This is a genomic window from Vibrio sp. CAU 1672, assembly GCF_029223195.1.
Classification (GTDB): domain Bacteria; phylum Pseudomonadota; class Gammaproteobacteria; order Enterobacterales; family Vibrionaceae; genus Vibrio.
In genome coordinates, this window is record NZ_JARHUF010000006.1 from 85,627 (window position 1) to 110,252 (window position 24,626).

20 protein-coding genes are annotated in these 24,626 nt (G+C 49.6%); 12 read left to right on the forward strand and 8 right to left on the reverse strand.

Features of this window, described 5'->3' with window-relative positions:
• The first annotated feature begins 64 nt into the window (after positions 1–64).
• The 4 genes from lpoB to P2G85_RS07885 all read left to right on the forward strand — a co-directional run bounded on the left by lpoB (position 65) and on the right by P2G85_RS07885 (position 4,009).
• Positions 65–655, forward strand: coding sequence for a penicillin-binding protein activator LpoB (gene lpoB / locus P2G85_RS07870; protein ID WP_275863543.1), 591 nt, complete (start codon positions 65–67; stop codon positions 653–655).
• 43 nt (positions 656–698) lie between these two features.
• Complete coding sequence (locus P2G85_RS07875; protein ID WP_275863544.1) at positions 699–1,580, forward strand: phosphotransferase; 882 nt, start codon at positions 699–701, stop codon at positions 1,578–1,580.
• Between the two features lie 75 nt (positions 1,581–1,655).
• A complete protein-coding gene (gene ycfP / locus P2G85_RS07880; RefSeq protein ID WP_275863545.1) occupies positions 1,656–2,195 on the forward strand; it encodes an alpha/beta hydrolase YcfP in 540 nt (179 codons plus the stop codon).
• Between the two features lie 524 nt (positions 2,196–2,719).
• Entirely contained in the window at positions 2,720–4,009 is a 1,290-nt protein-coding gene (locus P2G85_RS07885; RefSeq protein WP_275863546.1) for an NAD(P)/FAD-dependent oxidoreductase, read from the forward strand.
• Positions 4,010–4,058: 49 nt separating this feature from the next.
• Here P2G85_RS07885 and P2G85_RS07890 read toward each other — a convergent pair whose 3' ends face one another.
• From P2G85_RS07890 to P2G85_RS07905, 4 genes are all read right to left on the reverse strand, one after another.
• A complete protein-coding gene (locus P2G85_RS07890; protein ID WP_275863547.1) occupies positions 4,059–4,607 on the reverse strand; it encodes a GNAT family protein in 549 nt (182 codons plus the stop codon).
• 75 nt (positions 4,608–4,682) lie between these two features.
• Positions 4,683–5,474 (reverse strand): peptidoglycan binding protein CsiV, encoded by a 792-nt coding sequence (locus P2G85_RS07895; protein ID WP_275863548.1) that lies wholly within the window; start codon positions 5,472–5,474, stop codon positions 4,683–4,685.
• A gap of 7 nt (positions 5,475–5,481) precedes the next feature.
• Positions 5,482–8,943 carry a transcription-repair coupling factor gene (gene mfd, locus P2G85_RS07900; protein ID WP_275863549.1) on the reverse strand — a complete coding sequence of 1,154 codons (3,462 nt, stop codon included), beginning with the start codon at positions 8,941–8,943 and terminating at the stop codon, positions 5,482–5,484.
• 5 nt (positions 8,944–8,948) lie between these two features.
• Positions 8,949–9,518 carry a PilZ domain-containing protein gene (locus tag P2G85_RS07905; RefSeq protein WP_275863550.1) on the reverse strand — a complete coding sequence of 190 codons (570 nt, stop codon included), beginning with the start codon at positions 9,516–9,518 and terminating at the stop codon, positions 8,949–8,951.
• Between the two features lie 260 nt (positions 9,519–9,778).
• Between P2G85_RS07905 and lolC the strand changes: the two genes are divergently transcribed.
• From lolC to lolE, 3 genes are read left to right on the forward strand one after another with little or no spacing between them, the layout of a single operon-like run.
• Complete coding sequence (gene lolC, locus P2G85_RS07910; RefSeq protein WP_275863551.1) at positions 9,779–10,987, forward strand: lipoprotein-releasing ABC transporter permease subunit LolC; 1,209 nt, start codon at positions 9,779–9,781, stop codon at positions 10,985–10,987.
• A complete protein-coding gene (gene lolD, locus P2G85_RS07915; RefSeq protein WP_275863552.1) occupies positions 10,980–11,675 on the forward strand; it encodes a lipoprotein-releasing ABC transporter ATP-binding protein LolD in 696 nt (231 codons plus the stop codon). Before lolC ends, lolD begins: the two co-directional genes overlap by 8 nt.
• A 14-nt stretch (positions 11,676–11,689) precedes the next feature.
• Positions 11,690–12,934 (forward strand): lipoprotein-releasing ABC transporter permease subunit LolE, encoded by a 1,245-nt coding sequence (gene lolE / locus P2G85_RS07920; protein ID WP_275863553.1) that lies wholly within the window; start codon positions 11,690–11,692, stop codon positions 12,932–12,934.
• 182 nt (positions 12,935–13,116) lie between these two features.
• Here the strand turns inward: lolE and P2G85_RS07925 are convergent, their stop codons facing one another.
• Positions 13,117–13,626, reverse strand: a complete 510-nt coding sequence (locus P2G85_RS07925; protein WP_275863554.1) for a DUF2062 domain-containing protein — start codon at positions 13,624–13,626, stop codon at positions 13,117–13,119.
• 8 nt (positions 13,627–13,634) lie between these two features.
• On the opposite strand from P2G85_RS07925, the gene P2G85_RS07930 reads away from it, so the two are divergent.
• Genes P2G85_RS07930 through kdsB form a run of 5 tightly spaced genes read left to right on the forward strand, consistent with a single transcriptional unit; the run spans position 13,635 to position 19,604 of the window.
• Positions 13,635–15,893, forward strand: coding sequence for a DNA internalization-related competence protein ComEC/Rec2 (locus P2G85_RS07930; RefSeq protein ID WP_275863555.1), 2,259 nt, complete (start codon positions 13,635–13,637; stop codon positions 15,891–15,893).
• A 31-nt stretch (positions 15,894–15,924) separates the two neighbouring features.
• The gene (gene msbA, locus P2G85_RS07935; protein WP_275863556.1) at positions 15,925–17,673 is read left to right on the forward strand and encodes a lipid A ABC transporter ATP-binding protein/permease MsbA; all 1,749 of its coding nucleotides are present in this window, start codon (positions 15,925–15,927) and stop codon (positions 17,671–17,673) included.
• A gap of 5 nt (positions 17,674–17,678) precedes the next feature.
• Positions 17,679–18,686: a tetraacyldisaccharide 4'-kinase gene (gene lpxK / locus P2G85_RS07940; RefSeq protein ID WP_275863557.1), complete on the forward strand. Its 1,008-nt coding sequence runs from the start codon at positions 17,679–17,681 to the stop codon at positions 18,684–18,686.
• Positions 18,667–18,846, forward strand: coding sequence for a Trm112 family protein (locus tag P2G85_RS07945; protein WP_275863558.1), 180 nt, complete (start codon positions 18,667–18,669; stop codon positions 18,844–18,846). The genes lpxK and P2G85_RS07945 overlap by 20 nt, the downstream gene beginning before the upstream one ends.
• Entirely contained in the window at positions 18,846–19,604 is a 759-nt protein-coding gene (kdsB, locus tag P2G85_RS07950) for a 3-deoxy-manno-octulosonate cytidylyltransferase (protein ID WP_275863559.1), read from the forward strand. Before P2G85_RS07945 ends, kdsB begins: the two co-directional genes overlap by 1 nt.
• 72 nt (positions 19,605–19,676) lie before the next feature.
• Here kdsB and P2G85_RS07955 read toward each other — a convergent pair whose 3' ends face one another.
• The 3 genes from P2G85_RS07955 to P2G85_RS07965 are packed head-to-tail and all read right to left on the reverse strand — an operon-like array spanning position 19,677 to position 24,504.
• On the reverse strand, positions 19,677–21,239 hold the full coding sequence (locus tag P2G85_RS07955; RefSeq protein WP_275863560.1) for a SpoVR family protein: 1,563 nt from the start codon (positions 21,237–21,239) through the stop codon (positions 19,677–19,679).
• Positions 21,240–21,250: 11 nt separating this feature from the next.
• The gene (locus P2G85_RS07960; RefSeq protein ID WP_275863561.1) at positions 21,251–22,522 is read right to left on the reverse strand and encodes a YeaH/YhbH family protein; all 1,272 of its coding nucleotides are present in this window, start codon (positions 22,520–22,522) and stop codon (positions 21,251–21,253) included.
• Between the two features lie 47 nt (positions 22,523–22,569).
• Positions 22,570–24,504 (reverse strand): PrkA family serine protein kinase, encoded by a 1,935-nt coding sequence (locus P2G85_RS07965; protein WP_275863562.1) that lies wholly within the window; start codon positions 24,502–24,504, stop codon positions 22,570–22,572.
• Between the last annotated feature and the right edge of the window lie 122 nt (positions 24,505–24,626).

Here is a 24,626-nt window from a genome sequence, read left to right on the forward strand (position 1 = left end):
TGAGCGGCTATGCCGCCATCAAAAATCTGGCGGCATGGTTAGGTTATATAATTAAGGAACTCTCATGAAGAAAAGTATTATTGCTCTACTTGGTCTTGCTGTTGTTTTGGGTGGCTGTGCAAACAAAGTCTCTTATGGTGACGCACAGGCAACTGAAACGGTAACGGTGGACTTTGGTTCTACAGATCTACAAAAAATTGCGGCAGAGATGGTTGATAGCATGATGATGTCGGGATCAGTCGCTGCGATAACCCGCGATCAGCGACCAATCGTGTTTGTCGAGCGGATCAAGAACAAAACCAGTGAGCATATTGATACCGAATCTGTCACTGATACCATTTCAACCAAAATGCTCAACTCTGGTAAGTTCCGTTTTGTCGATATGGACCGGGTTGAATCGGTGCGTGACCAGCTCAACTTCCAAAATAATGATGAGCTGGTGAACCAGAGTACCGCAATTCAGTTTGGTAAAATGGTCGGTGCGCAGTATATGCTTTACGGTAACTTATCCAGTATCGTAAAAAATGCCGGAAGCGATAAAGACGTTTATTACAAAATGACCATGCGTTTGATGGATTTGGAAACTGGCTTAATTGAATGGGCAGACGAGACGGAAATCCGCAAACAGCAGTCGAAGAGCCTGTTTGGCTTATAAGTAGGCGGCGATTTTCACACGGCAAATAACGGAGAAATCAGCCATGGCATGGTTTTCTTGGCAGCAAGCAAAGCAACTGGATCCTAGCCTCAAGGTGTTAGGTGATTTCTTCATTGAGCCTCCGGCAAAAGTCCAAACGCTGACTGGCGGTTTAACCAACCGTTGCTGGCGTTTGGATACCTCTTGCGGGCAGAGTTATGTCTGGCGACCAGCGAGTAAGGTGTGTGAAGTGTTCTCCATCACACGCCAGAATGAATATCAGGTATTGTCCGCAGTTCGCGCTACCGGGCTGGCACCGCAGCCGGTTTATGTCTGTGAGCAAGGGTTGCTGGTGACCTGGCTGGAAGGAGAGGTTTTACCCACCAGCTTAGGTGAACTCGATTCAATACTTGCAATTGCAGCCAGAATTCACCAGTTGCCTACGGACTCCCTGCCAATAGCCCCGTTCTCTTACTCTGCCAGAGTGGATCACTATTGGGCGCAGCTTGAGCCGGAATATTGTGGCACACGGTTTGAGGCACTGTACCAACGTTGGCGTACTGCGCCTGTGGTTGGTGAGGTACCTAAGGCTTTGTGTCATTTTGATCTCGGTAGTTACAACCTGGTACGTGGTGAGCGGGGTCTCCAGGTCATTGATTGGGAATACGCAGCCCTTGCTGATCCAAGATTAGATTTGACCTTGGTGATCCAGTTGGCTCAGGCTCCGGCCGAGGAGGCCGTCAGGCAGTATTGCCGTTTACGGGAAATTAAAGATATATCATTGTGGCTGGAGGGCGTACAGGCTTGGCAGCCAAGAACAACCTTGATGGCAATGCTTTGGTATTTGCTGGCTCACAATTTATGGCAGGATGAGCAATACTTAACCAGTGCGAATGATTTGAAAGACTTATTATGTATGGAAGATCACTGTTTTGAGACTCAGTGACCATTCCCTCTTTAACCGTAAGGAAATAGTGGTAGTTTAAGGTTAAGTACCAGATTGATACAGGGAGAGGTACACATGATTATTTATTTGCATGGCTTTGACAGCACAAGCCCAGGCAATCACGAAAAAGTCTTGCAGTTGCAGTTTATCGATGAGGACGTGCGCTTCATTAACTACAGTACACTGCATCCTAAGCACGATATGCAACATCTGCTGAAAGAAGTCCAGAAAGTGATCGACCAGTCTGAGGATCCTAATCCACTGATTTGCGGGGTAGGGCTCGGCGGTTACTGGTCAGAACGGGTGGGTTTTTTGTGTGGGATCAAACAGGTGATTTTTAACCCGAACTTGCACCCGGAGAACAATATGGCCGGTCGTATTGACCGACCAGAAGAGTACGAAGATATTGCCACCAAGTGTGTTGATAAATTCCGCAGCAAAAATAAGGATCGCTGTCTGGTCATCCTCTCGCGTGAAGATGAAGTGCATGATAACAGTAAGACCGCAGGTGAGTTGCAGGATTACTATCAGATCATTTGGGACGATACCCAAACTCACAAGTTCAAGAAAATCTCTCATCACCTGCAAACGATGAAAGCCTTTAAAGAGGCATGATATGCCTTCTCCTTCTTACTGAGCAAGAAGGATCCACCTCCAATTAAGACAACAGCGCCATCGTGCGCTGTTGTCATATTCAGTGCGCAATTGTGCAGACTTCATGACATTCCACCCTAGTTCGCCACACTTGTGGCACGTGAGCGTTACCTTTCAATAACGAAAATCAGCTAATTCTTAGATTAAGTAAGGATTTTTGTTGCCATAAGGGCATCGGCATATATAATGAACCCAATCAAATTAATTTGATTAATATCAAAAAAAATTGAGAGCAAGCGGAGAACTTGCCCGTTTATTGTCGGGAGTCATGATTGCTGACACTTTAATCCCCATGTGAACGATGCAGAATCTAGCGATTTATAATAATTAAACAAGATAATGCAGTCGAAACAGCGTGGATTTGCATCTGTACGGTGAACAAGCCTCTAGAGACCAAAAAATTCTTCGGTTGGACAACATATCTGAAATGTATTGGACGGTTGTCGGACGGAACCCATTTATTCATTTTTGTAGGGGATTAGATTGTGACACGAATTATCGTTGTAGGCGGCGGCGCCGGTGGTCTGGAGCTGGCCACGAAACTGGGTCGCACATTAGGTCGCAAAAACCGAGCTCAAATCACTTTAGTTGACCGTAAGGCAAGCCACCTTTGGAAGCCACTGTTACATGAAGTGGCGACGGGGTCGCTTGATGAGGGGGTTGATGCGCTAAGCTACCGTGCGCATGCTAAGAATCATGCGTTTGATTTTCAGATGGGCAGCTTGGAAAGTATTGATCGCGAGCGCAAGGTGATCGTGCTAAGCGAGTTGAAAGACGAACAGGGCGAGCTGCTGATGCCAAGGCGCGAACTGGAATATGACACTCTTGTTCTGGCGATTGGTTCAACTTCCAACGATTTTAATACTCCGGGTGTACGCGACAACTGTATTTTCCTGGATAGCCCGGAGCAGGCACACCGTTTCCGTACGGAAATGAATAATGAGTTTCTCAAGTTGCACGCCAAAAATGGCAATGGCACCGTCGATATTGCGATCGTCGGGGCAGGCGCGACAGGGGTGGAACTGTCAGCGGAGTTGCACAATGCTGTCAAAGAGTTGCGTACTTACGGCTTTGGAGATTTGGATTCAAGTAAGCTAAATGTGACTTTGGTTGAGGCTGGTGAACGTATTCTTCCAGCCCTGCCGCCTCGTATATCTTCTGCTGCGCACCAGGAGCTGGTTAAACTGGGGGTCAATGTTCGTACGGCTACCATGGTAACTCAGGCTGACGCTGACGGACTGACGACCAAAGATGGCGATAAGATCCCGGCACAAATCATGGTTTGGGCGGCAGGGATTAAAGCGCCGGACTTTATGAAGGACATCGCTGGCCTGGAGACCAACCGGATTAACCAACTGGTGGTCAAAGAGACCTTACAGACTACGCGTGATGACGACATTTTCGTGATTGGTGATTTGGCCCAGTGCACCCAGGCTGACGGCTCGTTTGTGCCACCCCGCGCTCAGGCTGCGCACCAAATGGCCACCCAGGCCTATAAGAACATTGTTGCTAAAATCAATGCTCGTGAACTGAAAGCGTATGTTTACAAGGATCATGGTTCTCTGGTCTCGCTCAGCCGATTCTCTACCGTTGGCAGTTTAATGGGTAACCTGACCAAGGGCTCAATGATGGTGGAAGGACGCATCGCCCGTGTGGTGTACATTTCACTGTATCGGATGCATTTGATGGCGCTGCACGGGGTGTTCAAGACCGGTTTGATGATGCTGGTAGGGCGCATTAACCGAGTGTTAAGACCAAACCTGAAGCTGCACTAGGCAACCTCTGATAAAGACAGGTAAACCACCGTCCGGCGGTGGTTTTTTTTTATTCAATGTCGCTGGGTAATAAGCTGTAGACAAGGCCATCTTTGGGTTGGCCGCGATAGATAAACCGGTGACGAGCGAGGGCTTCTTTTTTTGCGCCTAGCGCCTCAATCAGCGCCTGACTGGCAATATTTTGCGGATCACATACAACTTCTAACCGGGTCAATCCCAGCTTAGCAAAACACAGCTCAGCCAATGCCGCCACTGCCTCGGACGCCAGGCCTTGTCGTTGGTATTGGTCGCCAACCCAGTAGCCAATGCTGGCCATATTAAAGGTTTGATAGAGCTCGTTGACTGCCACCATTCCAATCAGCGCGGCACTATCCCGTTGATACACGCCAAAACCAAAAGCCTCCATTCTAATCCAGTTAAGCCGGGTTGCCTGGATGAACTCCCCAGCCTGCTTGAGTGTGAAGTCTCCGTGACACCAATCGAGCCACTGATGCAGCGACGGTGACTGACACACCAGTTGTTGCAGTTCTCGTGCTCTGTCGTTAGTGATGAGGCTTAACTTTAGGCGAGGGGTAATAATTTCGAAATCTGGGTTCATAACCTGTTGCTGTTTGCTTGAGGCGGAGAGTGCAGCCAATACTAAAAAGCGCAGCCAGAGGCTGCGCTTGGTGTTTTACTCCACACGTCTGACTTGGATAATCATACCCATCAGCGGGTTATCCAGGTAATGAGTCTCACCACTGCGCATGCGGCGTTTTTGTTCCATCCGATAACTTTTGAGGAATTTCTCTTCGGTGACGGTTGGGGCAATGTCAGCCAGATGACCTACTTGCACGGTGCTGTCGGACTCTTCCTGTACATTGATTTGATCTTCCGCCAGCGTAATTGGTTCAGTGGTGGTTTGATCCTCAATGTGGACTTCGCGCACACTTGGCTGGCGCAGATCTAAGGTTGTTTCAGCAAACAGGTAATGTTGTACGTAGATCTGTAGTTTGCCGTCCAGCTCGTACAAAGGGGCATCGATGGTTTGCTCAACAAAACCATCATCGGTAATGGCCGCGGTACTGCCGTGTTTTTCGCTGCCGTCAGCGTGGTACTGGTCAGAATAATCGTGCCCGCCCAAAATGCGGAAAACCGGGGCGCTGGCCCTGCCGCGATCATCCTGACGCCAGGCGATGTGGTTCAGCACTTCAAAACCGGCATGGCGGTCAAGCTTCTCTTTCTGAGCGTTCAACTGGTAGTCAGAGGCCGGCAATAATGTCACCTCTTTGGACTGCAGATAGGCGTCACTTTGCAGGCTGCCGACATTGCTCATTTCAATGGCTGGTAAATGATTTGGCCAGGACTCACTGGTATTTTCCGCGTCGACGTTACGTTTGAAGATGATCACTTCGATATCAAACTGACGCTGTGCCCACGATGGCAGGGAAACACACAGAAGTAACAATGGGATCAGTATTCTCATTCGACAATTAGCTCGTTGGTAATAAATTTTGTTTAAACTCGTTCAGTAAGTTCTGGACAAACTGAATGCGCTTGCGCCGGTCTGCTAATGGTACGCTAAACTTGAACTTAGTTGGACCTTCCATTGCAAATTTTTGCGGTTGCGACTGCAACAGTGTAACTAAGTAGGCCGGATTTATGTCAGCATCCGGGCAAAACTCAATAAATCCGCCTTTGTCATGGGCTTCAACTTTCTTGGCTTTCAGTTTAGCCGCGGCAAATTTAAGCTCTGAGACGGCGAGCAGATTTTTGGTGGCATCCGGCAGCAGGCCAAAGCGATCTATCAACTCTACTTTCAGCTCGGCTAACTCGTCGCTGTTGCTTATGCTGGCAATACGTTTGTACATTGATAAGCGCGTATTGACATCCGGGATGTAGTCGTCAGGCAACAGCGCCGGGATGCGCAGTTCCACTTCGGTCTGCTCGCGCAGCAGTTCATCCAATGAGGGCTCTTTGCCTTCTTTCAGTGCTTCAACGGCTTGCTCGAGCATTTCCATATACAGGGTAAAGCCGACCGATTGGATCTGGCCACTCTGTTCGTCGCCAAGTAACTCACCGGCCCCGCGGATTTCCAGGTCATGGGTGGCGAGAGTAAAGCCTGCACCTAAATCTTCCAGAGAGGCAATTGCATCCAGGCGTTTGATCGCGTCTTTGGTCATAGCTTTTGGATGAGGCGTGAGTAAGTACGCGTAGGCCTGGTGGTGTGAGCGGCCAACCCGTCCGCGCAGCTGGTGTAGTTGGGCCAGGCCGAGGTGATCTGCCCGATCCATGATGATGGTGTTGGCGGTCGGAACGTCGATACCGGTTTCAATGATGGTGGTACACACCAACAGGTTAAAGCGTTGGTGGTAAAAATCGTTCATGATCCGTTCCAGTTCGCGTTCGCGCATCTGACCATGTGCGACCGTGACCCGGGCTTCGGGGATAAGTTTCTGCAGTTCTTCGGCGGTTTTTTCGATAGTCTCGACCTGGTTGTGTAAGAAGTACACCTGCCCACCGCGCATGATTTCACGCAGGACCGCTTCGCGGATAACGGCATCTTCAGACTGACGAACAAAGGTTTTGATCGCCAGGCGGCGTGCTGGCGGTGTGGCAATGATCGACAGGTCACGCATACCGCTCATCGCCATATTCAGCGTTCGCGGGATCGGCGTTGCGGTCAGGGTGAGAATGTCCACATCGGCGCGCATCGCTTTGACTTTCTCCTTCTGGCGGACGCCAAAGCGGTGCTCTTCGTCGACGATCAACAGGCCTAGGTCCTTAAAGCGGATATCACTTGATAACAGCTTGTGCGTCCCGACCACAATGTCCACTTTGCCATCCGCCACATCCTGCATGATTTGTTTCTGCTCTTTGGCCGATTTAAAGCGTGAGAGTACTTCAACGCGGATCGGCAGATTGGCGAAGCGATCGCGGAAATTTTCGAAATGTTGTTGGGCGAGCAGGGTGGTGGGAACCAGCACTGCGACTTGTTTGCTGTTATCGGTCGCGACAAAGGCTGCCCGCATGGCCACTTCGGTTTTACCAAAGCCCACGTCACCACATACCAGGCGGTCCATGGCTTTGTCCTGGCACATGTCAGACAGTACCGCATTGATGGCCATGGCCTGGTCGTCGGTTTCTTCAAACGGGAAGGTCGCTTTGAATGTGGCGTACTGGCCGCGATCCAGGGCAAATTTATGGCCGGGCTTGAGCTCTCGCTTAGCGTACACATCCAGCAGTTCAGCTGCCACGTCACGCACTTTTTCTGCTGCTTTGCGGCGGGCTTTAGCCCACGTTTCCCCGCCCAGTTTATGCAGCGGGGCACTCTCTTCTGCTCCGCCGGAGTAGCGACTGATCAGATTCAGAGAAGAAACCGGAACGTAAAGCTTGGCGTCGTTTTGGTACTCCAGCGTCACGTATTCGGTTTTCATTCCCCCGGCCTCAAGGGTCTGCAGGCCAATATAGCGGCCAATGCCATGATCAATATGCACGACTGGTTGACCGGGTTTTAACTCGGCCAGGTGCCGGATGATGGTATCGCTATTGACTGCCCGCTTGTCTTTGCGCCGGCGCTGAATCACGCGATCGCCCAGCAGGTCGCTTTCACAGATCAGGGCAAAGTTGAGCTGATTGTGGATAAAACCATGTTCTGCTGCGCCAATGACCAGGCTCAGCCGATCGGTTGAGTCGAGAGCCTGATAGAGTGAAGCGTGAACCACCGGGCGCATTTTGATCCCTTGCAGCAGTTCGGTCAGCGCTTCGCGGCGGCCTTCGGACTCGACAGAAAAGACAATCTTGCCGCCAAACTGCTCGCTGAACTGGCGGATTCTCGCTAGTGGCTCTTTGTTTTGCTGTTGTACACCTAATTCGGTCAGTGGCTGGACATCCAGGTTCTGGCGTCCGGCGCGTTGGGTGATCTTCTCAACACTTAGCTGGGCTTGGGGCAACTGTTTAAACTGACTAAACAGCTCATCTTTTTTCAGCCACAGTTCATGCGGCGCGAGCAGTGGGCGCAGCGGGTCAACTTTCTTCTGCTCAAAGCGGTACTCGACATCAGTTAAAAAGTTGTCGACGGCTGTTTCGATATCACCAAAAGTGATCAGTTGTGTATCATCCGGCAAGTAATCGAACAGGGTTTCGGTGTGGTCAAAAAACAGCGACTGCCAATATTCAATACCTGCCGGCCAGGTCCGTTTGGTGACCTGCATGTAGATCGATTCAGGCTCACGGCGAGCTTCGAAGTGGCTGCGCCAACGAGTGCGAAACTCTTCGATGGCGTGTTGTGTGGTGGGAAACTCATGCGCCGGGAGCAGTTGGATTTGCTGAATATCTTCTATCGAGCGTTGATTCTCCGGATCAAAAGTACGGATGGTATCGATCTCATCATCAAAAAAATCAATACGGTAGGGATCCTGGCTACCCATCGGGAAAAGATCCAGAATGGAGCCGCGGCTGGCATATTCGCCGGGGCCGAAGACTTGATCAACATGCCGATAACCGGAGTTTTCCAGTTGAACGCGCAGTTTTTCCAGTGAAAACTGGTCGCCGGTTTTGACCATCAGGGTATGCTGGAGCAAGAACTCGCGCGGAGACTGGCGCTGCATGACCGTGCTGACCGGTACAATGGTGATCCCGCTGCGCTGCTGAGGTAACTGATACAGGCGGGCGATCCGTTCAGAGATAACCTCTTGATGCGGCGAAAAATTGTCGTACGGTAAGGTTTCCCAGTCCGGGAACAACCCGACGGGCTGATCAGTAAACTGTTCAATTTCAGCCTGTAGCTTCAGCGCGACCTGTGGGTCGGGTACCACGAGCAATGAGTGGCTTGTATGCTGTTTGGCCAGCTCGGCGATCGCCAAAGGTAAAGAGGCTCCCGGTAGGTTACCGAGTTGTTTTTTGTCGCCACGCTCAGTCGGGTTGGTGACGGAAAGAATGCTTGCTTGAGTCATGGTGATTATTTGTTGTCCCGCTCCAGTGAGCGTTGGCGTAATAGTTTTTGTTGTTGATACAAAGCGGCTTTGATCAGTAAATCCTGATCGCTGTCCCGGATCATTTTGTAATGTAGTGTGATGTCATAGCCGTGTTCGCTGGCGACGCACCCGGAAACCTGTGCGTAACAGTAAATGGCAGCGGCAGGTTGGTCGAGGAAGATTTTGAGCCGAACCAACTGCTGCTCACCCAGGGAGTGCGGTGCATGGTAACTCAGTTGGCTGGCACCAAACTGAGTGGTGTTAAAACGTAATGACGTGTCATCTTGCTGGGATAGCATGAAGCTGAGCAGCAGGTTAAGCTTGGCATTCTGGGTATCCAGCAGGCTGATGACACTTTTGAGCTCTTTGTTTTTCAGTTCAGTGCGAGCTTGTTCAGCCAGAAGATCTAAGTGACTGAACTCACTGGCAACGATAAAGGGAGCGGGGATCTCTGCGGTAAAGGTGCTTTTATCTGGCAGAGCAAAGTCGTTCTCCAGCGCCTCCACGTTAATGGTGAGGCTGTGGTGTACCGTAAAGTATTCTTGCTCTGTCATAATGGGTGTCCTGTTGCCAAGCGAGCGCTCTCTGATGCGATAAGCTTGCGAAGATAAGGCATTGATTATCGACAACTGGGTCAACTAATCAAGTTTACCCGCCGTTGAGGGTGAACTTTCTGCGTTAAATGCGAACATATTGCATGTCGTTGACAAATTTAGTGATTCTCTTGTCATGTTCACTCACAGAGTAGGGTAAGATACTTGCTAAAGTTTAGCACTAACCATTTTGAATAAGAAAACCCGTTGGTTTGTCATCTATGTATCATCCAGTCTCTTTATTTATCGGCTTTCGCTATCTTCGCGGGCGTTCGGGCGATCGTTTCAGTCGGTTTGTCTCCTATATGTCTACCGCAGGTATCACCATCGGTGTGATGGCGCTGGTTACAGTCCTGTCGGTTATGAATGGCTTTGAGGGCCAGTTAAAGGAGCGCATTCTCGGGGTGTTGCCCCATGCGGTCATTACACAGAACAATGGTAAAACGCCGCTGTCAGAGTCCGCTCCGGTATTTGTACGGGAAATGTCTCCGCTGGCTGAACCAGAGCCGGTAGTTCGTGGCGAGGCCGTGATCCAGAGCGCGGCGCAGCTGAGCGCCGGGTATTTGCTCGGAATTGAGCCGCAAACGGATGACCCGATTGGTCATCATCTGATCGCGGGTCGCATGTCGGCGCTTGAATCCGGTGAATACAACTTATTTCTCGGACATAGCCTGGCTCGCTCGCTCAAAGTTTCAATGGGCGACAAAGTTCGCCTGATGGTCACTAATGCAACTCAGTTTACCCCATTTGGACGCATTCCCAGCCAGCGTAACTTTACGGTTGCTGGAATTTTTAATACTGGCTCCGACGTCGATGCTCAGTTGATGGTTGTGAATATGAACGACGCCGCTAAGCTGATGCGTCTGCCTAAACAGACGGTGTCTGGCTGGCGGGTGTTTTTTCCGGACCCATTTATGGTTACAGCGTATGCCGATGCACCTTTGCCTGCGGGCTGGCAGTGGCATGACTGGCGTGAGCAACGCGGTGAGCTGTTCCAGGCGGTCAAAATGGAAAAGAACATGATGGGGTTAATGCTGGGGCTGATCGTCGGTGTGGCGGCGTTTAATATCATTTCTGCTTTGATCATGGTGGTGATGGAAAAGCAAGCTGAAGTCGCGATCCTGAAAACCCAAGGTATGACTCAGGGACAAGTGATGAGTATTTTTATGGTACAAGGCGCGAGCAGTGGCGTAATTGGCGCTGTCGTTGGCGGCTTGGCCGGGATAGTGTTATCACTGAATCTGAATGCCATTCTTGAGTCTGCCGGCGTGGCGCTGTTTTCCTATGGCGGCCACCTGCCGATAGAGATTGATCCGCTGCAAATTTTATTGGTCGTGGTGCTGGCGATTAGCCTGAGTTTGGCGGCGACCCTTTATCCTTCCTACCGAGCATCTTCTGTGCAACCTGCTGAGGCACTTCGTTATGAGTAAGTTATTAGAATGTCGCGATATTCGTAAAATCTACCGTGAAGGAAAGTTAGATACTGAAGTCTTGCGGGGTGTGAGTTTTGACCTGGAAAAAGGGGAGCTGGTGTCGATTGTCGGTTCTTCCGGTTCGGGAAAAAGTACCTTACTGCATATCCTGGGCGCGCTTGACGACGCGACTGAGGGGCAAGTCCGCTTTCTTGAGCAAAACCTAGCCATGTTAACCTCGAACAAACAAGCGGCACTGCGCAATAAGCACCTTGGTTTTGTGTATCAGTTTCATCATCTGCTGGCTGATTTTACCGCGTTGGAAAACGTCGCTATGCCTTTGTTGATTGGTGGGGTTAAACCTCAGCAGGCTAAGCAGGCGGCACAGGAATTACTGGCGAAAGTTGGCCTGAACCATCGCATGGATCACCGACCATCAGAGTTGTCCGGCGGAGAACGTCAACGTGTTGCCATTGCCCGCGCTTTGGTCAATAAGCCTGATTTGGTGCTGGCCGATGAGCCCACCGGGAATCTGGACCACAGCACCGCGCTGGCGATTTATGACTTGATGCGCGAACTTAATCGTGAGTCCAACATTGCATTTTTAGTCGTGACCCATGATAACGAGTTGGCGGCGAAAATGGATCGTCAAATGCATATGCAAGATGGCCTGCTGGTCAGCCGTACCAGTCAGGCTGGCGCATAATTGGGGAGTATAACGTGTTTTCATCTTTAGCTTTGATGATTGGCGGCCGGTTTAGCCGCACAAAAAAGCGTAATAAAATGGTGTCCTTTATCTCGCTGTCTTCCACCATCGGGATTGCTGTTGGTGTTGCCGTGATCATCATCGGCTTGTCGGCGATGAACGGATTTGAACGGGAACTGCAGTCACGGGTGTTATCGGTGATCCCCCATGCCGAGCTGGAAGGGGTAAATGGCCCGTTGCTCAACTACACGCAGACCATGAAGCAGGCGATCAGTCACGCCAATGTGATTGCTGCTGCACCCTACATTCGTTTTACTGGTTTGGCAGAAAAAGGCGCGAAACTCAAAGCGATTGAAGTGCGTGGTGTTGATCCTGCCTTTGAGCAGGCGGTCTCCAATATGGCTGATTTTATCGATCCAGTCGCTTGGCAAGATTTTACCCCCGGGCAGCAGCAGGTGATCTTAGGCCGCGGTGTCGCCGAACAGCTGGACGTCGAGGCGGGAGAGTATGTGACCCTGATGATCCCGCAATCCGGAGCCACCAATAAAGTACAGGCCCCGAAGCGGGTCAGGGTGAAAGTGGCGGGTTTTCTTACCTTAAATGGTCAAATTGACCACGCCCTGGCATTAGTGCCTTTATCTGATGCACAGCAGTATGCCAGATTAGGTCAGGGGGTGACGGGAGTAGCGCTTAAAACGGATGATGTGCTCAATGCTCCTTCGATAGTTCGTTCGGTCGGCAGTATGATTGATGACTATGTCTACCTGCGCAGTTGGCAGCAACAGTTTGGTTTTTTGTATCGGGATATTCAATTGGTGCGGACGATCATGTATCTGGTGATGGTGCTGGTCATCGGTGTGGCGTGTTTTAATATTGTTTCGACATTAATGATGGCGGTTAAAGACCGGGCAGCGGAAATTGCCATCCTGCGCACCATGGGAGCCAAAGACGGTTTAATTAAGCGGATATTTGTCTGGCAGGGGGTCTTTTCTGGTGTGTTGGGCAGCGTTGCCGGCAGTGTGGCCGGGGTGCTGACTGCACTGAACTTGACCACGCTGATTAAAGGTCTGGAGCATTTGATTGGCCACCAGTTTTTATCTGGTGATATTTATTTTGTTGATTTTTTGCCCTCCCAGTTGCTTTGGCCGGATGTGATGTTGGTGTCGGTCACCGCAATCATACTCAGCCTGCTTGCTACCTGGTACCCGGCTTCTCGTGCGGCTAAGCTCAACCCCGCCAGTGTCCTTAGTGCAAAGTAAACTCTTCCAATAGAAAAAGGACCGCGATGCGGTCCTTTTTTGGCTAATCCTAAAACCACCTGTTTCAGTATGCGGTGATCCTGTTTCTTAACTCTTCATACTTGAATGACAGCGGCTTTCATTACTCTTGTTGCCCGTTTCCCAGACTTGATGGGTAACGCAGCATTTTACTCGAGAAAACTTTATCGTGTTTGACGTTTCTGCCAGCTTCGCACCACTGAATAGCGCCAAAGCCCCCTAATGCCAAAATACCCCGTCATGGCGGATATTACCCCGCAGATGGCACAACCGAGCAAGAAAGGCGGTCCTATGGTATGCATTTGCTGCATGATGAACTCCCATGACAGTTCAAAGTGGAAAGACTGGGAAGGAACCTGCATTACCATGGCTCCGACTTTATATGCGAAGTAAAACAGAACCGGCATCGTGATCGGATTGGAGATCCAAACCAAAGCGACGGAAAGTGGCAGGTTGACACCTAACGCAATGGCGAGTCCTGCTGACATGATCATCTGGCTGGGAAGTGGGACAAACGCCATAAACAGCCCTACCGCGAAAGCGCCCGATGCAGAGCGGCGATTCAGGCACCATAAGTTGGGGTTGTACAAGACATTACCGAATACCTTCAGCGCTTTCTGACGTTTGATTAGTTCATGATCAGGCATGAAGCGTTTGATCAGCTTTCTAGGCATAGGACGACATGACTCTCTCAGATAAAAGTTGGACCTTGGCGTTGTTTATTATTACCGTGATTTCATCCGGTTGGTGGCCAACGATCCCAGGCTGGCACTGGTTAGTGCTAGCCGTCGTTGCCACGGGCTCAATGATTAAATTACAACACGGCCTAATTAGCATAGGTGTAATTTGGGGCTTTGTAGTTGTCGTGACTCATGCCAACGTCATGGATTATCAAAGACAGGCCCTGTTTCGAGCAGGTGAGAATATTACCATAAATGGTTCAGTTGACAGCTATTTTAAACAAATAAGTCATGGATATTCAGGCATTGTGACGGTAAATAGTGCCGAAAAGCGCAAATTATTACCTTTTCTTAAACCAAAAATTCGTTTGATAACCCCTTTACCACTGGCCGTTAACAGTCACATTACGACCTCGGTGGAACTCAAACCCATTTATGGGTTACGCAATGAAGCCGGGTTTGATGCAGAGAAGTACGCTTTGAGCCGGAGCATTATTGCCACCGGGATCGTCAGTGATGAGGCGGGTTGGATCATTAGGACTCCTCTGACGCTAAGAGACGCGATCATTCAGCGCGTAGAACAACCCATTGCGACGATGAGCCATTATCCGTTGCTTAAAGCGCTTAGTTTCGGTGATCGAACGGCACTCGCAGAGTCTGACTGGGAGCAGCTTCGTGACAGTGGATTGCTGCATTTAATCTCGATATCGGGTTTGCATATCGGTATGGCATTTGTGATAGGACAGGGCGTGGGGTATGGGGGGCGACTGGTGATCCCGAACTGGGCGAACAGTCCGGTTTGGTTTGGCTTGTTTTTTGCGTTTGTCTACGCCTGGCTGGCTAACTTTTCTCTGCCGACCAGCAGGGCATTAATGGTTTGTGCGTTGTATGTCATGTTCAAAAGCTGGTTAATTCACTGGTCTGGTTGGCGAATCCTGTTGTTGTCAGCCGCGGTACAGTTGTCAATTCATCCTTTTGCGGTTTTTGGCAGCAGTTTTTGGTTATCGTATTTATCTGTGTGTGGCGTGCTTCTGGCGGTCAGTGTTTTGCAGCGAAGCAAGTATAGTTTAGCGCACAAGCTGTTATTGATTGTGGCGCTGCAGTTTTTCCTTACCGTGTTTCTTATACCACTGAGCGGACATTTCTTTGGCGGTTTCAGTGCCACTTCCCTACTCTACAATTTGTTGTTTATTCCCTGGTTTGGAATCGTGGTCATACCCATGATGTTTCTTGCCTTAGGGTTTTCCTGGGGGCCGGCTTGGTTGGGTGAGTGGCTGTGGCAGTTTGCCGACTGGTCACTAATCCCTTTGACTTGGTTATTGCCATGGGCTGAAGGCAGTTGGGTTGTCATTAGCGATAAGCAGATTTTGCTGTTGGTGGTGATTTGTGTAGGTATGTTGCTGCGCCGCTTCCTGCATCCCCAGGCTGGGTATATCCCGTTAATGGTATTGCTTGGCGTTGCGTTGTTTTCTGGCGGAAAGCAACACAGATGGCAATTCGACGTGTTGGATGTCGGGCATGGCTTGGCGGTGCTGATTGAAAAAGATGGCAAAACGCTCCTGTATGACACGGGAAAGTCCTGGCACGACGGTAGCATAGCGCAGCAGGTTATCGGCCCGCTATTGCACCAGCGAGGGTATCAGCGACTCGATAGTTTTATCATTAGCCATTTTGACGGTGATCATGCCGGGGGAAGAGGATGGATCGAAACGGTCTTATCCCCCCGGCATCGCTATGCCAGTCAGTCATTGCCTGAGTATCAAGCCTGCCACTCAGGAGTTGAGTGGGAGTGGCAAGGATTGAAACTGGAAGCATTGTGGCCACCAAAACGAACTAGCAGAGCGTTCAACCCCCACTCTTGCGTGGTGCGAATTACTGACCCTATCTCGGGCGTACGGGTATTGCTGACCGGTGATATTGAAGCCATCAGTGAGTGGATACTTGCCAGGCAGCCTGATTTAATCACAAGCCATATTATGCTGGTACCGCATCACGGCAGCAAAACGTCTTCCAATCTCCGGTTTATTGAGGCGGTTGGTCCTGAGTTAGCAATTGCCTCCTTGGCGAAAGGCAATCAATGGGGAATGCCGCATGACAGGGTGAAATCTGCGTATACGGGCATTCAATCCCAATGGTTGGATACCGGTGAACATGGTCAGGTAACGGTTAAAGTTTACCCACAATTTTGGCAGGTACAGACCAAACGGCACGACACATTCGGTCCTTGGTATAGGCAGATGCTGCGGAAGGGGGTAGAATAGCGGCCTTAATGTAAGAAAACAAAACACTTCTATGTCGATAAATACTGATGAAACGACCTGGCAGACGTTTAAACGCCTGTGGCAATTTATTCGTTTATACAAATCTGGCTTGATCGTTGCTGTCATTGCATTAGTCATTAATGCGTTGTCAGATACCTATATGATCTCATTGTTAAAGCCTTTACTGGATGAAGGCTTTGGTAGTACCGAGTCTGATTTTCTTCGTACTTTACCAATAATCATTTTTGCGATGATGTTCATTCGGGGTATCAGTGGGTTTGTTTCAACTTACTGTCTGAGTTGGGTATCAGGAAATGTGGTAATGCAGGTGCGTCGGATGGTGTTCAATCATTTCATGCATATGCCAGTGTCGTATTTTGACAAAGAAAAGACCGGCAACCTGTTGTCGCGGATCACTTATGATTCCGAGCAGGTTTCTGCGGCGACCAGCCAGGCGTTGGTGAGTATTGTCCGTGAAGGGGCAAGTATTATCGGCTTGCTGGCCCTGATGTTTTATAACAGCTGGGAGCTGTCATTGGTTCTGTTTTTGGTTGCTCCGGTGGTGGCCTGGGGAATCGGATTTGTTTCCAAGCGTTTCCGTAAAATTTCAAAAAATATGCAAACCATGATGGGCAATGTTGCGGCTTCAGCGGAACAGATGCTGAAGGGGCATAAGGTTGTACTCAGTTACGGTGGTCAGGACATTGAACGCCAGCGTTTCGAGAAAGTCAGCAATCAAATGCGACAGCAAAGCATGAAGCTGGTGACGGCGCAGGCGGCGGCCAACCCGATCATTCAAATGATTGCTTCGGTTGCGATTGTGATTGTGCTGTACCTCGCTAGTGTTGAGTCGATTAAATCGCAGCTTACGCCCGGTACTTTTACCGTAGTCTTTTCCGCGATGTTTGGTTTGATGCGTCCGCTGAAGGCACTAACCAATGTGACATCTCAGTTCCAGCGCGGTATGGCAGCGAGTCAGACGTTGTTTGCGTTGATTGACTTGGAGCCAGAAAAGAACGAAGGCAAATACATCGTGGAGCGCGCCAAGGGGGACGTGAGTGTCAAACAGGTGAGTTTTACTTACCAGGGTTCAGAAAAGCCAGCCCTTAATCAGGTCAGCTTTGATATTCCACGCGGCAAAACCGTGGCACTGGTCGGTCGTTCTGGTTCGGGTAAGAGCACGATTGCCAATTTGTTCACCCGTTTTTACGACGTGAGTGACGGCTCTATCGAGCTGGATGGGAATGATATCCGTGACTACGAGTTGAAAAACCTGCGTGAGCAGTTTGCCTTGGTGTCGCAGAATGTCCACTTGTTCAACGATACTATTGCTAACAATATTGCTTATGCGGCGGATGATAAATTCCAGCGGAGTGATATTGAACATGCGGCCAAACTTGCACATGCCATGGAGTTTATTTCCAAAATGGAAAACGGACTGGATACCATGGTGGGAGAAAATGGGGCGAGTTTATCCGGTGGTCAGCGACAGCGTATCGCGATTGCACGTGCTTTGCTGCGTGATGCCCCGGTGTTGATTCTGGATGAAGCCACCTCAGCGCTGGATACTGAATCTGAGCGGGCTATCCAAGCGGCACTGGATGAATTGCAAAAAGATAAGACCGTATTGGTGATTGCTCACCGCTTGTCGACCATTGAGAAAGCGGATGAAATTCTGGTGGTGGATGATGGCGCAATCATTGAGCGGGGAGCGCATAAAGATCTCATTGCCAAAGATGGGGCTTATGCTCAACTGCACCGGATTCAGTTTGGTGAATGATTAGCGTGGTTGAGAAAATATGGTTTGAAAACCACCCGTTAAAATACTTGTTGTGGCCAATTTTATGGCCACTGAGCCTGCTGTTTGGTGCAGTTAGCCGTGCAAAGCGGGCACAGTATCAAACCGGGAAAAAGCAAGCCTACCGTGCCCCTGTTCCGGTGATTGTAGTCGGTAATATTACAGCCGGTGGTAACGGAAAAACACCGGTGGTGGTATGGCTGGTCGAGCAGTTGCAGCAACTGGGTTTCAAACCGGGCGTGGTTTCCCGTGGTTATGGCGCCAAAGCGCCGCACTACCCCCTGGTGTTAAACGCTGATACGCCGACAGCCCATTGTGGTGATGAACCAAAACTCATTCAACGTCGCACCGGGGCGCCGGTTGCTGTTGATCCGGTGCGCGCCAATGCGGTTAAAGCCTTGTTGCCTCAGGGCGTGGATATCATTGTGACCGATGACGGCTTGCAGCATTATGCTCTGGAGCGCGATGTTGAGTTGGTGATCGTTGACGGTCAGCGCCGCTTCGGTAACCAGAGTTTGATCCCGCTCGGGCCATTGCGTGAAGGTGTTGAACGCTTAGATGAAGTCGACTTTGTTATTACCAATGGCGGAGAGGCACAGGCCGGTGAAGTTCAAATGGCCTTGGCCCCTTCTGCAGCCGTGAATTTGATCACGCGTAGACAGGTTGAGGTTTCGCAACTCAAAGAGCTGGTGGCATTTGCCGGAATTGGTCATCCACCGCGTTTTTTTCATACCCTTAAGGGTATGGCAGCCGACGTCAGAGTGACCAAAGGCTTCGCTGACCATCAGGATTTTGATCCGCAAGAATTAACCACATTGGCCCAACAAGGGGCGAATGTGATCATGACTGAGAAAGATGCCGTCAAATGCGATAGTTATGCGCAAGATAATTGGTGGTATTTGCCTGTTTCTGCACAGTTTGATGAGAATGACGCAGAACAAATTTTGAATCGAATTAAAGAGGTTAAAGCGGCTTATGGATCATCGTCTGCTTGAGATTGTAGCTTGTCCGGTATGTAAAGGTAAGCTCACGTATGATAAAGATAATCAAGAGCTGATTTGTAAAATGGATCGTCTTGCTTACCCCATTCAAGAGGGGATTCCGGTGTTGTTGGAAAGCGAAGCTAGGGCGATGAACATGGATGAGGGGCGCTAATGTCATTTACAGTGGTCATTCCGGCACGCTACCACTCCAGCCGTTTGCCTGGTAAGCCTCTGGCGGATATTGGCGGTAAACCTATGGTGCAGTGGGTTTACGAGCAGGCGTTGCAGGCGGGGGCTGATGATGTCATCGTTGCCACCGATGATGAGCGCGTTGCCAGCGCAGTAGAGGGATTTGGTGGCAAGGTGTGTATGACAGCTTCGACCCATGAGTCTGGTACTGAACGTCTGGCTGAAGTGATTGAAAAAATGGCGATTCCGGCCGAGCATATTGTGGTAAATGTGCAAGGTGATGAACCCTTGATTCCCCCTGCTATAATTCAGCAGGTTGCGCAAAATCTGGCTAATTGTGAGGCGCCAATGGCCACATTGGCGGTAGAAATTACCGCTGAAGATGAAGCGTTTAACCCTAATGCTGTCAAAGTGGTGGTTGACGAGCGGGGCTACGCGATGTATTTCAGCCGGGCTACCATTCCATGGGATCGGGATAACTTCGCTCAGCAAGATAAAGTCATTGTTAACCCACTGATGCGCCATATTGGGATCTATGCCTATCGTGCCGGTTTCATTGGCACTTATGTGAACTGGGCACCAAGTACTCTGGAGCAGATCGAATCCTTAGAGCAGCTTCGCGTGTTGTGGTATGGTGAGAAAATCCATGTTGCGGTGGCTAAAGAAGCCCCCGCTGCCGGAGTAGACACACCGGAAGACCTCGCTGAAGTGCGGGCTATTGTGGCTCAGCAGAATGTGTAAGCGTTGACTCACCTTGCTTGAGCAAGTGGTTAAAAGGCCCCGTTAAGGGGCCTTTGTCGTTTACTTACTTGATCAGATGTTGTTGTCGTATTGACTACGTTTAGGACAGGTAGACAATATTTCGCGATGCCCGGTCTCTTTAACCTCTTCAAGGATCACGTCAAAGCCCCAAAGGCGGTAAACGTGTTTCAGCACTTCATCATAACTTGGATCAAGCGGGATGCGATTGTGCGGGACGTATTGCAGTGTTAAGGAGCGGTCACCCCGTACATCGACATTGAATACCTGAATGTTAGGTTCGAGGTTAGCAAGGTTATACTGGGAGGCCAAGGTCTCACGGATGCGTTGATAGCCCATTTCGTCGTGGATTGCACTGACCTCAACATAGTTTTTCCGGTCATCGTCATTGATGGCAAACAGCTTGAAATCACGCATCAGTTTCGGTGACAGATATTGGCTGATAAAGCTTTCATCTTTGAAGTTATGCATGGCGAAGTGCAGTGCATCGAGCCAGTCTGTGCCGGCCAGTTCAGGGAACCACTCTTTATCTTCATCGGTCGGCTCTTCACAGATACGTTTAATATCACGAAACATAGCAAACCCCAGTGCGTAAGGATTGATACCACTAAAATAGGGGCTGTTATAGGCCGGTTGCGCTACTACGCTGGTGTGGCTGTGGAGAAACTCTAGAATGAATTTTTCAGTCACCAGCCCTTCATCGTACAGATGATTAAGAATCGTGTAGTGCCAGAATGTTGCCCAGCCTTCGTTCATGACCTGAGTCTGTTTTTGTGGATAAAAATACTGGCTGATTTTTCGCACAATTCGCACCACCTCGCGCTGCCAGGGCTCGAGGAGAGGGGCGTGTTTTTCAAAGAAATAGAGCAAGTTTTCCTGCGGCTCGCTCGGGAAGCGTTCCTTCAGGTCTTCCTCTTTGACTTTGGCTTTCGGCACTGTACGCCATAGTTCGTTTACCTGAGATTGTAAGTAGGCCTCACGCTCCTCCTGACGCGCTTTCTCTTCGGTAATGGAGATTTTTTCCGGACGCTTGTAGCGATCAACCCCGAAATTCATCAAGGCATGGCAAGAGTCAAGGAGTTTTTCGACTTCTTGCACGCCATAACGCTCTTCGCACTCCGCGAGATATTTCTTGGCAAATAACAGGTAGTCGATGATTGATCCTGCATCCGTCCAGGTCTGGAATAGATAATTCCCCTTGAAAAACGAGTTGTGTCCATAGCATGCGTGCGCCATCACCAGCGCTTGCATGGTAACGGTGTTTTCTTCCATCAGATAGGCAATACATGGGTTGGAGTTGATCACTATTTCGTACGCCAGACCCATCTGGCCATGTTTGTAGTTCTGCTCGGTTTGAATGAACTTTTTACCGAACGACCAGTGATTATAGTTAATTGGCATACCAATGCTGGAATAGGCGTCCATCATCTGCTCAGATGTGATTACCTCGATTTGGTTCGGGTATGTATCTAAGCGATAGTGCTCTGCGACACGCTTAATCTCTTTATGGTATTTTTCCAGCAGTTCAAATGTCCAGTCTGGTCCATCGGGCAGCGCCTTACTGCAGTGCTTGTTCTCGGCATGTTTACCCGGAACGTTATCGATTTCGGTTGTCATTTCATGCCTCCTTACGCTGTCTCTTTGTGGAATAGTTCTCTGAAGACCGGGAAGATGTCCTCCACTGAGCGGATATTTTTCATGGCAAAATTCGGGAACTCTGCGGTGAGTTTCTCGTATTCGTGCCACAGCGTCTGATGTGAGCGGCGAGTGATCTCGATGTAGGAATAATACTGGCAGTTAGGTAACAGCTTGTTGACTAACAGATCGCGACAGCGAGGTGAATCGTCAGCCCAGTTATCACCGTCTGATGCTTGTGCCGCATAAATATTCCACTGACCAACAGGATAGCGCTCAGCCACGATCTCATCCATGAGTTTCAGTGCACTAGAGACTATGGTGCCACCGGTTTCTTGTGAATAGAAAAACTCGTGCTCATCCACTTCTTTCGCCTGGGTATGGTGGCGAATAAAGACCACATCGACATTCTCGTAAGTGCGGGTCAAAAACAGATACAACAAAACATAAAAACGTTTGGCGATGTCCTTGGTGGCCTGGTCCATGGAGCCAGACACATCCATCAAGCAGAACATTACAGCCTGGCTGGAAGGAACCGGACGCTTTTCGTAATTTTTGAAGCGCAGGTCAAAGGTGTCGATAAACGGTACACTGTCAATTTTTTTACGAAGTTCCTGAATTTCCGACAGCAATCGCTTTTCTTCAAGTGGTTGAGCAGGCTCGATGTTTTTGATGCGGGCCAGCTCTTCCTCGAGCTCTTGCATCAGCCGTTTTTTACTCGCGGTCATTGCAGTACGACGAGCCAGCGATTGCTGCAGTGAACGGACAATGGCAATGTTGGATGGAATCCCGGCGGTTTGATAACCCGCGCGGTGGGTTTTCCATTCGGTAATTTTTGCAATCTGGTTTTTTTCCAGGTTAGGCAGTTCAAGGTCTTCAAACAGAATATCCAGATACTCATCTTTAGAGATTTGGAACACAAACTCGTCCTGACCTTCGCCATCGGGACTGGTATTGCCTTCACCGGCCCCGTCACCCTGACCACCCCCTTTCGGACGTTCGATTTTGTCGCCAGTGGTAAATTGATCATTACCAGGATGGACGCGTTCACGAACGCCGCCCTTTCCCTGATGGAACATAGGTTCATTAATGTCTTTGTGCGGTATAGAGACGTCTTCGCCCGTTTCCGTGTTGGTGATCGAGCGTCGATTCACTGCGTCTGCTACCGACTCTTTAATCTGCTCTTTATGGCGTTTTAAGAAGCGCTGCCTGTTAACAGCGCTCTTGTTTTTGCCATTGAGCCTGCGGTCTATAAATTGCGCCATGAAATAGCCCTCTTCATGTTTCACAAGCGACCTAACTCACTACCGGGTTAGGATGACTTACGTACTCGTAGATACCATTCAGAAAGTAGGCGAACCTGTTTCTCGGTATAGCCTTTTTCCATCATACGTGCGACAAAGTCGTCGTGTTTCTTTTGATCATCAGAAGACGTTTTCGCATTGAATGAAATCACCGGAAGGAGCTCCTCGGTATTGGAGAACATTTTCTTCTCAATGACGGTGCGCAGTTTTTCGTAGCTGGTCCAAACCGGGTTTTGACCATTATTATTGGCTTTCGCACGCAGCACGAAGTTGACGATTTCGTTACGGAAATCTTTTGGGTTCGAGATACCCGCAGTTTTCTCAATTTTCTCCAACTCAGAGTTAAGAGACGAGCGGTCGAACAACTGACCGGTTTCAGGATCGCGATACTCCTGATCCTGAATCCAGAAGTCGGCATAGGTTACGTAACGGTCAAAGATGTTTTGACCATATTCAGAGTAAGACTCCAGATAGGCGGTTTGAATTTCTTTGCCGATGAACTCTACATAACGTGGCACAAGGTAACCTTTCAAAAACTCAAGGTATTTTTCGGCCGTTTCTTGTGGGAACTGCTCGCGCTCAACTTGTTTTTCAATCACATAAAACAGGTGAACCGGGTTGGCTGCGACCTCGGTCTGATCGAAGTTAAACACCCGTGACAGGATCTTGAAGGCAAAACGGGTTGAGAGACCACTCATCCCTTCATCCACACCTGCATAGTCACGATACTCTTGGTAGCTTTTCGCTTTCGGGTCGGTGTCTTTTAAGGTCTCACCATCGTATACCCGCATTTTGGAGAAGATGGACGAGTTTTCCGGCTCTTTCAAGCGTGAGAGAATGCTGAACTGTGCCAGGGTCTCCAGTGTGCTCGGTGAGCACGGTGCAGCAGAAAGCTCACTGTTTTCCAGTAGTTTTTGATAGATCTTAACTTCTTCTGAAACGCGCAGACAGTAGGGCACTTTCACAATGTAAACCCGGTCAAGAAACGCTTCATTGTTTTTATTATTGCGGAAGGTTTGCCATTCGGACTCGTTTGAGTGCGCGAGGATCATGCCGTCGAATGGAATGGCCGATAGCCCTTCGGTCCCGTTGTAGTTGCCTTCCTGGGTGGCAGTCAGCAACGGGTGCAGCACTTTGATTGGTGCTTTAAACATCTCGACAAACTCCATCAACCCCTGGTTGGCTTTACACAAAGCACCGGAGTAGCTGTAAGCGTCGGGATCGTCTTGTGAATAGTGTTCAAGCTGGCGAATATCGACTTTACCAACCAGCGATGAAATGTCTTGGTTGTTTTCGTCACCAGGCTCGGTTTTGGCAATACCAATCTGGTCCAGGATTGAAGGGCGTACTTTGAGCACTTTAAATTTGGTGATGTCGCCGCCAAATTCGTGCAGACGTTTGGCTGCCCACGGAGACATGATTGAACGCAGGTAACGTTTGTCGATCCCGTACTCGTTCTTGAGGATGTCACCGTCTTCATTGGCCTTGAACAGACAGAATGGGTGGTCATTTACCGGGCTGCGCACGCCGTTGGCAGACAAGACGTAAATTGGCATTTTTTCCATTAAGGCTTTCAGTTTTTCGGCTAAAGATGATTTACCCCCGCCGACAGGACCTAACAGGTAGAGGATCTGTTTACGTTCTTCCAAACCTTGTGCTGCATGTTTGAGGTAAGACACGATCTGCTCAATCGCATCCTCCATGCCGTAAAAGTCTTTAAAGGTTTTGTAGCGCGAAATGACGCGGTTAGAAAAAATACGGCTGAGCCTTGGGTCTTTGGCTGTATCAATGACTTCCGGCTCGCCAATAGCCATTAGAAGTCGTTCTGCTGCGTTCGCATAAGCACTCTTATCGTCTTTACACAGGGCCAAGAACTCCTGTAACGACATCTCTTCGTCTTTCGCAGCTTCATATCGTGCTTGATAGTGGTCAAAAATACTCATGTCGCATTCCCCTTAATAGTCAGTCTACCGACGAACGTTGATGCAGGTTGGCTTATCCTTTTGATGCCTCGTGTTTTATGAAGTTAGACGTCCTGTTATCGCTATTGGTTCCGGAATCCCTA

Excerpts from the sequence above, each read along its gene's own strand:
- P2G85_RS07955 (WP_275863560.1), bottom strand. The coding sequence starts at position 21,239 with ATGACAACCGAAATCGATAACGTTCCGGGTAAACATGCCGAGAACAAG.
- lpoB (WP_275863543.1), top strand. The coding sequence starts at position 65 with ATGAAGAAAAGTATTATTGCTCTACTTGGTCTTGCTGTTGTTTTGGGT.
- msbA (WP_275863556.1), top strand. The coding sequence starts at position 15,925 with ATGTCGATAAATACTGATGAAACGACCTGGCAGACGTTTAAACGCCTG.
- mfd (WP_275863549.1), bottom strand. The coding sequence starts at position 8,943 with ATGACTCAAGCAAGCATTCTTTCCGTCACCAACCCGACTGAGCGTGGC.
- P2G85_RS07895 (WP_275863548.1), bottom strand. The coding sequence starts at position 5,474 with ATGAGAATACTGATCCCATTGTTACTTCTGTGTGTTTCCCTGCCATCG.
- lolC (WP_275863551.1), top strand. The coding sequence starts at position 9,779 with ATGTATCATCCAGTCTCTTTATTTATCGGCTTTCGCTATCTTCGCGGG.
- ycfP (WP_275863545.1), top strand. The coding sequence starts at position 1,656 with ATGATTATTTATTTGCATGGCTTTGACAGCACAAGCCCAGGCAATCAC.
- P2G85_RS07890 (WP_275863547.1), bottom strand. The coding sequence starts at position 4,607 with ATGAACCCAGATTTCGAAATTATTACCCCTCGCCTAAAGTTAAGCCTC.
- kdsB (WP_275863559.1), top strand. The coding sequence starts at position 18,846 with ATGTCATTTACAGTGGTCATTCCGGCACGCTACCACTCCAGCCGTTTG.
- P2G85_RS07905 (WP_275863550.1), bottom strand. The coding sequence starts at position 9,518 with ATGACAGAGCAAGAATACTTTACGGTACACCACAGCCTCACCATTAAC.
- P2G85_RS07960 (WP_275863561.1), bottom strand. The coding sequence starts at position 22,522 with ATGGCGCAATTTATAGACCGCAGGCTCAATGGCAAAAACAAGAGCGCT.
- P2G85_RS07875 (WP_275863544.1), top strand. The coding sequence starts at position 699 with ATGGCATGGTTTTCTTGGCAGCAAGCAAAGCAACTGGATCCTAGCCTC.
- P2G85_RS07965 (WP_275863562.1), bottom strand. The coding sequence starts at position 24,504 with ATGAGTATTTTTGACCACTATCAAGCACGATATGAAGCTGCGAAAGAC.
- lolD (WP_275863552.1), top strand. The coding sequence starts at position 10,980 with ATGAGTAAGTTATTAGAATGTCGCGATATTCGTAAAATCTACCGTGAA.
- P2G85_RS07945 (WP_275863558.1), top strand. The coding sequence starts at position 18,667 with ATGGATCATCGTCTGCTTGAGATTGTAGCTTGTCCGGTATGTAAAGGT.
- P2G85_RS07925 (WP_275863554.1), bottom strand. The coding sequence starts at position 13,626 with ATGCCTAGAAAGCTGATCAAACGCTTCATGCCTGATCATGAACTAATC.
- P2G85_RS07930 (WP_275863555.1), top strand. The coding sequence starts at position 13,635 with ATGACTCTCTCAGATAAAAGTTGGACCTTGGCGTTGTTTATTATTACC.